Here is a 13,776-nt window from a genome sequence, read left to right on the forward strand (position 1 = left end):
TTAAAATTATGACTTGTAAAATACAGGTCATAATTTTACTTTTCTGGCACTGTCTCATAAAGTGTGTAAGTTTTAAAATCTCAGGTTAATTAATTAACCTGAGATTTTTTTATTAATTTTAAATTTTACATACTTATGAAACCAGAAGACATTTTAAACGAAGATTTTTTAAAGCAATTTAAAAGCGGATCAGAACTTACTAATTTTTTAGAACAGCTTCATAAACGAGGCATAGAAAAGATCCTTGAGGGAGAATTAGATGCTCACCTAGATTATGATCGACATCAAAAAAGTAAATCAACTAATCTTCGAAATGGGTATACCAAAAAGAAACTAAAAACAACTTTAGGGGAGACAGAAATAAACGTTCCAAGAGACCGTGAAAGTTCTTTTAACCCAATGATTGTTAAAAAAAGAGAAAGTACTACAGAAGGTATAGAAAACATTATAATTTCCCTTTATGCAAAAGGGATGAGCAATAGTGATATAGAAGAACAAATACGAGAACTTTACGATTTTAACATCTCCACAAGTACTATATCAAGAATTACCGATAGTATCACCAATGATATTATAGCTTGGAAGAATAGACCTTTAGAAGCAACATATCTTATCGTTTGGATGGATGGAATCGTTTTTAAAGTTAGAGAAAACTCTAAAGTCATCAACAAAACCATTTACATTGCTGTAGGTTTGAGAACCGATGGTAAAAAAGAAGTACTTGGTTTATGGTTAGGGAAGAATGAATCTTCTGCTTTTTGGATGAGTGTTTTAACAGATATTAGAGCTAGAGGAACACAAGATATCTTAATCACAGCAACCGACAATTTAAACGGATTTACAGATACAATTAAAACTGTTTTCCCTAATTCTGTTACTCAAATATGTGTAGTGCATCAGATTAGAAACTCTTGTCGTTACGTTGTTTGGAAAGACAAAAAAGAGTTTACCAGAGACATGAAACAAATCTATACTGCACCTACAAAAGAAGCTGCAAAGGCATCCTTAAAAGATTTTAAAGATAAATGGGATTCTAAATATTCTTATGCGATTAAAAGTTGGGAAAATAACTGGGATGAACTTACCGTTTTCTTTGATTTCCCTATAGAAATAAGAACTATAATTTATACCACAAATCTTATAGAAAATCTCAACGGGAAAATTAGAAAATATACTAAAAACAAACTCTCGTTCCCAACCGATGAAGCTGTCATGAAATCTGTTTTTTTAGCACTGAGAGAAAGTACTAAAAAGTGGACAATGCCAATTAGAAATTGGGGAATTATACTTAATCAATTTTTAGCTATATTTGAAAACAGGATTAAACTATAAATAATTTAACCCTGAGTTTTTCAACTTACACAGATTTTAGGATAGTGTCACTTTTCTTAAAATAATCCTAGTTGTTTATAAAAGAATTAGTTCTCTTAACTTTAAAATTATTTTTTATCAATAAAAATGCACAAATTTCTAAAACTACATATTATATCTTTTTTACTACTGCTAGTAAATAGTATGTATGCACAAGAAATTAGTGTTATAAATAGTAAAGGTACTATACTTAATATAAGAAATAATACCGTTACAACCTCTAATACGGGTAATCTAAATCCAGTAGAAAACGATATTTGGTTTGATACCTCCTCCTCACCCACTACTATTAAAATTTATAACGGAACTACTTGGGTAAAACTATCTCCAACAGCTACCGAAGGATCTATATTTTTTGGAAGTGTAACAGGTGAACTAACAGAAGATAATTCTCAATTATTCTGGGATAATATTAATAATAGATTGGGTATAGGAACAAGTTCTCCAACCAATAAACTTCATGTTACAGGGGCCATGAGAACGGAAGGCATTTTAAACTCTGATGGCACTTTAGGTAGACCATCATATAGATTTAAAAATGATACAGATACAGGAATGTACAGCCCTGTCGCAGATGAAATTAGCTTTTCAGTTGGTGGTATTGAAGCTCTAAACATAGATGAAATATCTAATAATACTACTGTAACAATAAAACAGACATTAAAATTAAATGGTCATATTCTAGATGAAAATAATTCTGCAGGAAATACTGGACAAATTTTATCTGCAACCACTACTGGTACAGGTTGGGTAAATTCTTCAACTATAAATACGGATACTCAAAAAATTGATATTTATACTTTAAATGCAGATGGTAAAAATTTAGAAATTTCATTAGAAAACGATGCAGAAATATCAAAACAAACCAATTTATCTGCGTTAATAATTACAGGAGATATTTCCGGAACTTTGGCTGCAGCAACCGTTAAAAAAATACAAAGCATAGATGTTTCCAACATAAATCCAATAGACGGACAAACTTTAGTTTATGATAGTACAATTTCTAAATATATTCCTAAAACAACTTTTACACCTACAGTAAGCGAATGTTACCCAAATGCAATACAAACAGTTGCAGAATCTTCCAATTTTACAACCATCAACTTTCAATCTCAAGATTTTACTCCCAACTCTTCAGACTACACTAATACTTCAGATGGTATTATTGTACTTAAAGCAGGACGTTATAAAATTACTTACAGAATTACATCCGAAGTAATAAATAATGTTCGAGTTGGAGGAGAATTTCAACTTATAAAAAACACAATATCAGTAAATAATACAAAATCTTATAGCTATCAAAATAGTAGTTTGGTGAATAAAAGTACTATAATGATGGTGAAAATTTTAGATTTACTTAAAAATGATAAAATTGGAGTTGAAGGTAGAGTTTTCGAAAGTGATAGAGGAATTCCAGATAGTTTAACTATAATACCCTCTGGAACTATGTTAACTATTGAAAAAATTAATTAAGATAAGTAGTTCATTAAATCGATTATGTTTAAAAAAAGTAATATGTCTGTTTGAGTTGAATAGTAATGTATAAAAAATAGCACTTGCTAAAAAAAACAACTATTTACAATTAAACAATGCTATAAAGACATATTTAGTCTTAACAATTAGTAACGTATTTTTTTGTATCTTACTTTCTTAATCTATTATAAATGGAAAAAGAAGCAATTGCAGATTTATTAGAAGAAAAACACAAGGCTTTATGTAAATGGTTAGAAGAGCAACCAGATGATAATTGGGAAAAAGGCCCCGATGGTAAATGGACTGTTGGCCAACAAATACTTCATTTAGTAAACAGCTTGCAACTTTTAAATAATGCTTTAAGCTACCCTCGCTTTTTTTTAAAATATAAATTTGGGTTATGCAATAGAGAACCTAGAGATTATAAAACGATTGTAAACAACTACCATCAAAAATTACTTGATAGTAAGGATAAAGTAAAAACGTATAACAACAAGTTAAAGAAACCCTTGCTAAAAGATAGAGAGCGTCTATTAACAAGACTGCTAATACAGAGTAAAAAACTACAATTTAAAATCAAAAAAATTAGTGATGTAAATTTAGACACATTAGTAATTCCTCATCCATTAATGGGTAAAATGACTATTAGAGAAATTATTATGTGGACAGCATATCACACAGAACATCATACCGAAATATTAATAATGACTTATGGTGAAGATACTTATTGCTAACCTTACTAGGTTATAAATGACTCCATTTTACTTCGTGATAAAAATTAAACCTTCTATTTTAAATACATATTATTCAATATTTTAATTAGAAACAACGTTTTTACTTCAGCTATTTTCCTTTAATTGATATCAAATCAATGAATAAATATCTTTAACTACATATTTTCTAATTCTGATTCAATAAAAAACTATTCTAATTCTTATATTTGTGATTCCTAAAAAAGAAGACGAATTATGTTTAATAATTTAAGCGATAAATTAGATAAAGCTTTACACACCCTAAAAGGTCATGGTAAAATTACAGAGGTTAATGTTGCAGAAACGCTAAAAGAAGTTAGAAGAGCGTTATTAGATGCCGATGTAAACTTTAAAATTGCCAAAGAATTTACCAAAAGAGTTCAAACCAAAGCATTAGGTCAAGACGTATTAACAACGTTAAACCCTGGGCAATTAATGGTAAAGTTAGTTAAAGATGAACTAACCGATTTAATGGGAGGTGAAACTGTAGGTGTTAATTTAGGTGGTTCGCCAACCGTAATTTTAATGTCTGGTTTACAAGGTTCTGGTAAAACTACTTTTTCAGGAAAATTAGCAAACTTTCTAAAAGATAAAAAGTCTAAACAAGTTTTATTAGTAGGTTGTGATGTTTATAGACCTGCAGCAATTAATCAATTACAAGTTGTTGGAGAACAAATTGGCGTTGAGGTATATGCTGAAGTAGGGAACAACAATCCTGTAGAAATTTCACAAAACGCTATAAAGCATGCAAAAGCAAACGGTAAAAATGTAGTTATTATTGATACTGCTGGTCGTTTAGCTGTGGATACAGAAATGATGAATGAAATTTCTAACATTCATAAAGCTGTAAGTCCGCAAGAAACTTTATTTGTAGTAGATTCTATGACAGGGCAAGATGCTGTAAATACAGCAAAAGCTTTTAACGATATCTTAAATTTTGATGGAGTTGTTCTTACAAAATTAGATGGAGATACACGTGGTGGAGCCGCTTTATCTATTAAATCTGTGGTTGATAAACCAATTAAGTTTATTGGTACTGGAGAAAAAATGGATGCTATAGATGTATTCCATCCAGATAGAATGGCAGACAGAATTCTTGGTATGGGAGATGTTGTTTCTTTAGTAGAAAGAGCACAAGACCAATACGACGAAGAAGAAGCTAGAAAATTACAGAAAAAGATTGCTAAAAATCAATTTGGTTTTGATGACTTTTTAAGTCAGATTCAACAAATTAAAAAGATGGGTAGCATGAAAGATTTAGTGGGTATGATTCCTGGTGCTGGTAAAGCAATGAAAGATGTAGATATAGATGATGACGCTTTTAAAGGTATTGAAGCAATTATACATTCTATGACACCAGAAGAAAGAAGCACACCAACAACTATAAATGCAAGTAGAAAAAAGAGAATTGCAAAAGGATCTGGAACTTCTGTTAACGAAGTAAACCAACTGATGAAGCAATTTAACCAGATGAGCAAAATGATGAAGATGATGCAAGGTGGTGGTGGCAAAAAGATGATGCAAATGATGCAAGGGATGAAATAAAAATATTAAAAAAGATAAACGCACGTTTATCTTTTTTATTTTCACATAACACACAACAACAACAACAACAACACAACAAACTAGAAATGATTTTATTAGACGGAAAAAAAACATCTGCAGATATTAAAGAAGAAATCGCTTTAGAAGTAAGAGAATTAAAGAACAATGGAGCGGACACTCCTCATTTAGCAGCTGTAATTGTTGGAAACGACGGAGCAAGTATTACTTATGTAAACGCAAAAGTAAAAGCTTGCGAACGTGTTGGATTTGAATCTAGTTTAATTAGATTACCAGAAGACACTACTGAAGAAGATTTATTAAATGAAATTGAAATTTTAAATATTGATAAAGACATTGATGGTTTTATAGTACAACTTCCGTTGCCTAAACATATTGATGAACAAAAAATATTAATGGCTATAAACCCTGATAAGGATGTAGACGGATTTCATCCAACGAATGTTGGAAAAATGGCTTTAAATTTACCTACTTTTATCTCTGCAACTCCTTTCGGAATTTTAGAATTATTAGATAGATATAATGTTGAAACTTCTGGAAAACACGTGGTTGTTTTAGGTAGAAGTCATATTGTTGGTAGCCCAATGAGTATTTTATTATCGCAAAAAAGAAAGGTTGGTAATGCAACTGTAACCATGTGCCATAGTAGAACTAAAAACTTAAAAGAAATAACTTTACAAGCAGATATTATTATTGCTGCTATTGGTATTCCAGAGTTTTTAAAGGCAGATATGGTAAAAGATCATGTAACTGTTATAGATGTTGGTATTACTCGTTTACCAGATTCTAGTAAAAAAAGTGGATTTAGATTAGTAGGTGATGTTGCCTTTGATGAAGTTTCTAAAAAATCTGATTTTATTACACCTGTTCCTGGTGGAGTTGGCCCAATGACCATAGCAATGTTGTTAAAAAACACCCTTTTGGCTTGTCACAGAAATAACTAAGTTTTTAAGAACTTATTTAATAAAATTTATAAAAGCTCTTCTAGTTTTCTGAAATACGGAAAATTAGAAGAGCTTTTATCTTTTTAAAGCGTTTGTAAATAAAGACCATCGTTGCTGTGTATGATTCGTTGCGTATATCAAGCACTAAAGTTAGTAAATATTATACAGCAAGGACTTTCGTAAATTGGCTAAAACCAGCAATTCATTATACACGGTGTTGGCAATACTATTATTCTTTTAATTCCTTTAATTTAACCCAAATATGGTCATTTATAATTTTCCCATTTTTGATAACTGCGTTCCTTTTAATGCTTTCTATACTAAAATCATTTTTTTCTAACACTCTCATAGATGGTTTATTGAAATCGAAAACGCCAGCCTCAATTCTTATAATATTAAAATTATTGAACACATAATCTGTCATTAGTTTTATTGCTTTAGAAGCAATTCCTTTTCCCCAAAAAGGCTCTCCAATAAAATATCCCATTTCTGCACTTAATCTAAATACATCTTCCTTAATTTCAATTCCTATTTCTCCTACGAATTGACCTTTCCAATATATTAATTTTCTTTATGGAAGTTCTTTTTTAAGTTGCAGATTTATAAACTCTTTAGCGTCTTTTAACGTGAAAGGATTAGGAACTTTATCATATCCATTATCAAATATAATTGGGTTATTTCTATATTCAGCATACTGCTTAGCTATTTCTATTTGATAGTTCCTTAATTCCACCATAGTTCTAGATGTTTTTTTGTTAGGTTATTACTGCCAACAAACAGTGTTTATTACAACTCTATTTCTTGCTTTTAACTTTACTTTTATTCTAATAGAGGAAAAGTAAGGTTAATTTTCTTCTCTATTTACCATATCTATAGAAAATGCAGGCAAACAAATTGCCATATATTCACATTGTTCTGTAAAAGGGTTTGAGTATTGTACTCGGGTATTTTTTTCTATTTTGATAGATTCACCTGCGGATAAAACAACTGTTTCGCCATCAATAATAAATTGTTTTTTTCCTTTTATAATATAGGTGTATTCATCAAATTTTGGGGTTTGAAAAGGTTCACTCCAACCAGAAGGCGCAATCATGTGTGCAATACTTATTTGAGAATTTCCATCGGTTGCATTACCAAAGTGTTCTTCTATTAGTTTACCGTCTGTAGTTGGAACTACAAATGGTGATTTTTGAATGGTATATTTTTTCTTCATAAAGATTAGTTTTGCGTAAGCGATTGAAACGGCATCCTTTTTATGCAAAAAACACTTATTTAATTACAAAAACAAAATAGTATTAATTAAATAAATGTTTTTTTAGAATTCTGAATTATTTCAGCATAAAAAGATATAGCCTTTCGACTTCGCTCAAGATAAATTCCTAGCGCGGTTTTGTGTTTAAAATAAAACGCACAAAATACGCCCTAATTAAACCAAACGATAAAGGTTTTCATTTTTGCCAAATCTGGAATTTGCTCTTTTGTAACTTTTTGAGTTGTAAAATCTTTTAAACCTAATTCTTCTTTATCTATAGCTATCGTTGCATTTAAGTCGTTTAAAAAAAGCGTTGCAGATGTTAAAGTCGTTTCTATTCTGTTAATATTATTATTGGCATTTATCTCTGAAAAACTTGAGTTAACATTAATCCCAGATGCTGTTTTAAAACGTGCATCATGAATTTCGATACTTTTTATAGTAGACGTAGAATCTAATTGTTCTTTTGGCAAAATGGTAAGCAATAGCTTCCCTCCTTTTTCAAAAATATAATATTCATCATCTTCCTGAAAGTAATTATCACCTTGTGCTCCTTCGCTTAAATTTTTAACGATAGAATCATTTTTAAAAATAGTACTTAATTGATTAATAGTCGTTTTAGTTGTCACTTCACCAACTTTTCCTTTTTCAATTTTAAATTTACTACTGTTACTACAACTAATTATAAATAGAGAAAATGCGATTACTATAATTGGTGAGATATTTTTTTTAATCATTTTGTTGTTTTAAGTCGTTGTTTAAACGTTTATTATGAAAATATTATTTTAATACTTTTTTTAAGATACCAAATGCCGCTCTAATAAAAGTGGCGCTTGTTAATACTTTTATAAGCGGGTTTTGAGCTGTACTTCTTCTTCTTGTTGTACTTCTTGTTGCTCTTTCTTCTCTTTGTCTTTCTTTCTCTTTTTCCTTTGCTATTTTTTCTCTTTCTTTTTTATCGGCCTCTGCTTGTATTGCTTTTTCTTCTGCCTTGTTAATCTTTTCTATCTTGGCATTTAACATTTCATACGCACTTTCTCTGTCTAAGTTTTCATTGTACTTATAAAAAAGACGCGAATTATTTATTACATTTTTCAACTCTTTATCTGTTAAAACATCCATTCTACTCATGGGTGCACGCAACATGGTTCTTGCCAACGGAGTGGGAATTCCTTTTTCATTTAAAACAGAAACAAACGCTTCTCCAATTCCTAATTGCGTTAAAACTTCCTTAGTATCATAATATTCTGAAGAAGGATAATTCTCTGCCGCCAACTTAATTGCTTTTCTATCTTTTGCAGTAAAAGCTCTTAATGCATGCTGAATTTTTAATCCCAATTGCGCTAAAATATCTTCTGGCACATCTTTAGGATTTTGCGTTACAAAATACAATCCGATTCCTTTAGAACGAATTAATTTCACAATACTTTCTATCTGATTTAATAAGGCCTTAGAAGCTTCTTCAAACACCAAATGTGCTTCGTCTATAAAGATAATTAACTCTGGTTTTCCGCTATCTCCTTGTTCCGGAAAAGTTTCATAAACCTCAGCTAATAATTGTAACATAAATGTTGAAAACAACTTTGGTTTGTCTTGTATATCGGTTAAACGCAATACAGAAATAATTCCTTTTCCGTCTTCATCTACTCTGGTTAAGTCTTCTACATCAAAAGATTTTTCTCCGAAGAATAAATCTCCTCCTTGTTGTTCTATTTCAACAATTTTACGCAAAATTGCACCGGTAGATGATGATGAAATTCGACCATATTCTGCTTGAATTTCTTCTTTCCCCTCGTTGGTAACATATTGTAAAACTTTTTTGAAGTCTTTAATATCTAAAAGCGCAAATTTATTGTCATCACAATATTTAAAAATGATGGCAACAATTCCGCTTTGAGTTTCTGTTAAGTCTAAAATTCTTGATAATAAAACAGGTCCGAATTCTGATACCGTAGCACGCATTCTTGTTCCGTCTTGCTCTGAAATGGTTAAAACTTCTATTGGAAATTTTTGTGCTGTAAACGGGAAACCAATTTTGGCGTGACGTTCGTCTATTTTTGCGTGTCCAGGACTTGGTTGCGCCAAACCAGAAAGATCTCCTTTAATGTCCATTAATAAGACCGGAATTCCTTTTTCTGATAAATTTTCGGCTAAAACTTGCAACGTTTTTGTTTTACCTGTACCGGTTGCCCCTGCTATTAAACCATGCCTATTCAAGGTTTTAAGTGGAATTTTAACGATGGCATCTGTTATGGTTTCTTCCCCTAACATTGCTGCACCTAATGCTATAAAATCGCCTTTGGTTTTGTAACCGTTATTAATATATTCGAAAAACTCTTCCTTCTGACTCATTTAAAACTAAATTTTGATAAAAATAATCAAAGTTTAATTGTTAGGAAATTATTTAAAGAGTTTGTTTGAATTTGTTTAGAAAAAATTAACGTGAGTTTTCTTTAATTTTTCAAGAATTGATCTAATTTAAGTTCTACCCCCTTAATTAACTGATTGGTTGCTGATGCGTTTACATGTTTTAATTCCTCAATAATTCTTTGATCTTTTTTTGAATAAAGTTTAGATGCTATCCAAGCTCCAATAATCATTTCTACCCAAGCGATTGGAAATAAAATTGCAGCCGTACTCCAAGTTCCTAATCCGGTATTTACACTCGCAATCCAAAACACCTAAACAAAATCAAATGAACTAGTTGCACCTGAAACAATCGTTAATATCCACTAAGAAATGGATTTAATGGTCCTTAATAATGAGCTAGGTGTTGTTTTATGGACTTCAACATCTGTACAATTATTAAAGTTTTTGAACACCCCTATCTCTTTAATAAAAGCAGCTTTAAAGTCATCATTAAAAGAAAAGTTTTCTTCAAAAAATAAATGATGAATATGAAGCGTCGCACTCTTTTTATCAGCCTTACAATCCATTCTTGCCACTAATTTCCCATCCCAAAGAATGGGTAATGAAAAATAGCCATATTTACGTTTTGCAGCTGGAGTATAACATTCTATTTTGTAATCAAAATTAAATAAGTGCTGTATGCGTTTACGCTGAATCAATAAATTATCAAAAGGAGAAAGAATTTTTAGTTGACTATTTATGGGCTTACTTAACAAACTCAAAACATTAGGCAAGGCGTAATATACTTGTCCCTTAACATGCACTTCTAATAATTCATTGTTAGCATACATATCCTTCAGTTCAGAAGAAACAAGTGTTTTGGTATTTTTAAGTAAATAGGCAATTTCACTTGCCATACCAATACCATTGGCTCTTAGATAGCTTGTAATTAAAAAACGAATATGTTCTTGCTGAGTAGGGCATTTCACATCAATATTCTCTGGTAAAACGCGTTCCGTAAGGTCATATACTTTGTGAAAATTCTTACGATTAGAAATCATCAAATCTCCTTGTATAAACAAATTCTCTAAAGCTTGCTTTGCCGGTTTACTTTGCCATTCCCCAACTTTAGCTGTGTGAACAAAATCCTTTGCCATTAAAGGCCCTTCGTTTTTTATGCGTTTTAGTATGGCATCCATGAGTTTGACATCTTTCTGAAACCAATGACTTTGTTCGTTCTTTAAAATAGCTTGTTTACGAGGAAGTGAATATTTATAGTCTCGAATTGGCAGATATGCTGCCGCATGCGACCAATATTCGAAAATCTGTTTGGTTTCAATTAACGTATCAATATCAGAAAGTTGATATTCTGGATTTCTATTCCATAACGTATGATGATGGGCACGTTGAATAGCAGAAATGGTATCTATCTGCACATAACCAAGATGTTCAATACTGGCAAGTGTATTAGCTAATGACGCACCTTTTAACTCACCAGGCAAAACACGTTGAGAAAGCAAAACTATCTTTTGAGCTTCTATTGGTGAAAGTATTTCTTTCATGCAGAGTCTTGTATTTATTTTTAATCTATTTTACAAGGCTATTCTTACTGTTTTTGAAAATACTGAGGAATCAATCCTTTTAATTTCTCTAAAGTTTCATCAACAGTTAAATCACTCATTCCACCAGAAGCATTTGCATGTCCACCTCCATTAAAATGTTCTTTTGCCAACATATTTACTGGATTTTCTGCTCCTTTAGATCGGAAAGAAATTTTCATAATTCCATCTCTTTCTGTAAATACAATCGCAGCTTTCATTCCTTTTATGGATAAAACTAAGTTTGCTAAACTATCGGTATCTCCTTTTTTATACTGATATTTTGCTAATTCTTCTTTAGACAAAGATATAATAGCCACATTATAATCGTACAAAATCACTAATTTTTCGCTCATTGCATATCCTTGCAAACGCAAACGAGTTTCTGTATTATTATCACTTAGTTTCTCGTGAATTAAATGATGCTCTACTCCCGCAGCTAAAATTTTGGCTAAAACTTCATGTGTTCTCGGTTTTACAGAATTGAATCTAAAACTTCCTGTATCTGTTAAAATACCTAAGTATAAAGGCGTTCCTATTTTTTCATCTAACAAATCTAAATGACCTGATTGCTCTATTAAATCTACAATTAATTGTGATGTTGACGATGCTGTTGTTTCTGAAACAGTGATTGTAGGAAACTCTTCTGGGTTTAAATGATGATCTATCATTATTTTCTTACAAGTTGCTGCTTCTAACAATACTTGCATTACTGATCCTACTCTATTGGTTGCATTATAATCTAAACAGAAAATTAAATCTGCTTTCTGCATTTGTTCTGTTACTTCTTCAGGATTTTCATCCATTAAAAGAATTGAAGAAGTATCTAACCAATCTAAAAAACCGGGTGCTTTGTCTGGATGACAAACCGCTGCTTTTTTTCCTAATTTTTCAATAAAATAAAGTAAGCCTAAAGAGGATCCGATTGAGTCTCCGTCTGCAGATTTATGTGCTGTAATAACAATATTTGATGCAGCTAAAATTTCTGCTTCTATTTGTTTGTAAATATTCATAGATTGTGTTTTTGCAATTGCCATTTATTATAGCAATATTTTCCTTTTTAAAGGGATGCAAAGTTAGGTTATTATTGTGGTGTGGAAGGAAGAATTTAAAGTTTAATGGAGGCGGAAGTTTTGGAAGGTTTTGTTGAAAAAATATTCTAAAGATACTTCGCTAACGTTGTTGTGTATTGAAAGTTGCGTTTTTAATTAGCGGCTATTTTCCACTGGAAAATTGAAGTGAGTAAAAAAGCAACTACTTTTGGTTAAGCACTAATTTAGCAATTTTTAATACACGGTGTTGGGCACTGGCTATTCATTTTTAATTACTTCTTCTAATTCTTTAATTAAATCTTCCTTGTTTGGTAATATGTAAGTGTATTTTGAAGCAAATACATTATTTTCAAATCCGCCTAAAATATATTCAGCTGTAATTTCATCTTTCTCGGTACATAAAATTATTCCAATAGGAGGATTGTCATTATCATCATTAACTTCAGTTTTGTAATAATTCAAATAAGTGTTTAATTGTCCTCCATCTGATATTTTTAGCTTAGTAGTTTTAAGTTCTATTAATATATATGATTTTAATATTTTGTTATAAAAAACCATATCTACGTAATAGTGAGTATTATTAATTGTTACTCTTTGTTGAGATCCAACAAACATAAAACCTTTTCCTAACTCTAATAAGAAATCCTCAATATGTCTAATTAACTTTGCTTCTAAATCTTTTTCTAGCATTGGTTTGTTTTCTGGAATTCCCAGAAATTCAAAAACATAAGGACTTTTTACAATATCTTCAGGTTTAGTTAATTCTTGTCCTTTTTTAGATAATTCTATTATTTTTTCTTTATTAGCTTTTCCAGAAGAAAGTAATAATCTTTCAAAAAGAGAACTATCTATTTGTCTTTTTAATTCTCTTATTGACCATTTAGAATTTTTTGTCTCAGTTTCATAAAACTGTCTTTTTTCTAAATTTTCTATTATTAATAATTCACAGAGATGAGACCAACTTAAGTGTCCAGACAGTGTCTGGATATCTTTATACTCAAGATGTAGTTTTCTCATATTAAATAAATTAGAACGAGAAAATCCACGACCTAATTCATTTGTTAATTCTTTAGAAAGTTTTAGAATTACTTGATTTGCTGTTTTCATATCAAGACTTTCTTTCTGCTCATTCAAAAGAATTTGTTCACCAATTTTCCAATAAGTCAGGATTAATTCATGATTTACCTTAGTTGCAACTTTTTTTCGTGAATTTGAAATAATAGATTTAATACTTTCTATTAAGTCACTTTGATGATTAGTTAAACTAGATTTTTTCTCCATTTTGTAAAAGTATAATTTTATGTTTTATTATACTGTTTTTCTTCCTTTTTTCAGCTTGCGCACAACGTTAACGTGAATATGGAACGTTTAAATGTTTTATATTCATAGTTAGCGAAGTACGAGTTTTATTCTTTTAGAAAC

At 30.5% G+C, this 13,776-nt stretch carries 14 protein-coding genes; 5 read left to right on the forward strand and 9 right to left on the reverse strand.

The genetic code is table 11. The features are described 5' to 3' along the window. The first annotated feature begins 135 nt into the window (after positions 1–135). From JOP69_RS05450 to folD, 5 genes are all read left to right on the forward strand, one after another. On the forward strand, positions 136–1,332 hold the full coding sequence (locus JOP69_RS05450) for an IS256 family transposase (RefSeq protein ID WP_215602623.1): 1,197 nt from the start codon (positions 136–138) through the stop codon (positions 1,330–1,332). Between the two features lie 126 nt (positions 1,333–1,458). Further along, a complete protein-coding gene (locus JOP69_RS05455) occupies positions 1,459–2,844 on the forward strand; it encodes a hypothetical protein (protein ID WP_203394435.1) in 1,386 nt (461 codons plus the stop codon). A gap of 191 nt (positions 2,845–3,035) precedes the next feature. After that, positions 3,036–3,578, forward strand: a complete 543-nt coding sequence (locus JOP69_RS05460; protein ID WP_203394434.1) for a DinB family protein — start codon at positions 3,036–3,038, stop codon at positions 3,576–3,578. Between the two features lie 234 nt (positions 3,579–3,812). Further along, the gene (gene ffh / locus JOP69_RS05465) at positions 3,813–5,141 is read left to right on the forward strand and encodes a signal recognition particle protein (protein WP_203394433.1); all 1,329 of its coding nucleotides are present in this window, start codon (positions 3,813–3,815) and stop codon (positions 5,139–5,141) included. 86 nt (positions 5,142–5,227) lie between these two features. Next, entirely contained in the window at positions 5,228–6,103 is an 876-nt protein-coding gene (gene folD / locus JOP69_RS05470; protein ID WP_203394432.1) for a bifunctional methylenetetrahydrofolate dehydrogenase/methenyltetrahydrofolate cyclohydrolase FolD, read from the forward strand. Between the two features lie 229 nt (positions 6,104–6,332). On the opposite strand, the gene JOP69_RS05475 is transcribed toward folD, so the two are convergent. From JOP69_RS05475 to JOP69_RS05515, 9 genes are all read right to left on the reverse strand, one after another. Beyond that, entirely contained in the window at positions 6,333–6,665 is a 333-nt protein-coding gene (locus tag JOP69_RS05475; RefSeq protein WP_203394441.1) for a GNAT family N-acetyltransferase, read from the reverse strand. A 9-nt stretch (positions 6,666–6,674) separates the two neighbouring features. Next, positions 6,675–6,839 carry a hypothetical protein gene (locus JOP69_RS05480; protein WP_203394431.1) on the reverse strand — a complete coding sequence of 55 codons (165 nt, stop codon included), beginning with the start codon at positions 6,837–6,839 and terminating at the stop codon, positions 6,675–6,677. A 108-nt stretch (positions 6,840–6,947) separates the two neighbouring features. After that, positions 6,948–7,316: a cupin domain-containing protein gene (locus tag JOP69_RS05485; RefSeq protein WP_203394430.1), complete on the reverse strand. Its 369-nt coding sequence runs from the start codon at positions 7,314–7,316 to the stop codon at positions 6,948–6,950. A 209-nt stretch (positions 7,317–7,525) separates the two neighbouring features. Beyond that, a complete protein-coding gene (locus JOP69_RS05490) occupies positions 7,526–8,092 on the reverse strand; it encodes a hypothetical protein (protein ID WP_203394429.1) in 567 nt (188 codons plus the stop codon). Positions 8,093–8,135: 43 nt separating this feature from the next. Further along, positions 8,136–9,707, reverse strand: a complete 1,572-nt coding sequence (locus tag JOP69_RS05495) for a helicase HerA-like domain-containing protein (RefSeq protein WP_203394428.1) — start codon at positions 9,705–9,707, stop codon at positions 8,136–8,138. Positions 9,708–9,808: 101 nt separating this feature from the next. Further along, the gene (locus JOP69_RS05500) at positions 9,809–10,036 is read right to left on the reverse strand and encodes a hypothetical protein (RefSeq protein ID WP_203394427.1); all 228 of its coding nucleotides are present in this window, start codon (positions 10,034–10,036) and stop codon (positions 9,809–9,811) included. A 51-nt stretch (positions 10,037–10,087) separates the two neighbouring features. Further along, a complete protein-coding gene (locus tag JOP69_RS05505) occupies positions 10,088–11,266 on the reverse strand; it encodes a winged helix-turn-helix domain-containing protein (protein ID WP_203394426.1) in 1,179 nt (392 codons plus the stop codon). Positions 11,267–11,310: 44 nt separating this feature from the next. Continuing rightward, positions 11,311–12,339, reverse strand: coding sequence for a bifunctional oligoribonuclease/PAP phosphatase NrnA (locus tag JOP69_RS05510; RefSeq protein WP_252191199.1), 1,029 nt, complete (start codon positions 12,337–12,339; stop codon positions 11,311–11,313). Between the two features lie 273 nt (positions 12,340–12,612). Further along, complete coding sequence (locus JOP69_RS05515) at positions 12,613–13,635, reverse strand: YhcG family protein (RefSeq protein ID WP_203394425.1); 1,023 nt, start codon at positions 13,633–13,635, stop codon at positions 12,613–12,615. Positions 13,636–13,776 lie beyond the last annotated feature (141 nt).

Source organism: Polaribacter sp. Q13, from assembly GCF_016858305.2.
In the GTDB taxonomy this organism is placed as follows: domain Bacteria; phylum Bacteroidota; class Bacteroidia; order Flavobacteriales; family Flavobacteriaceae; genus Polaribacter.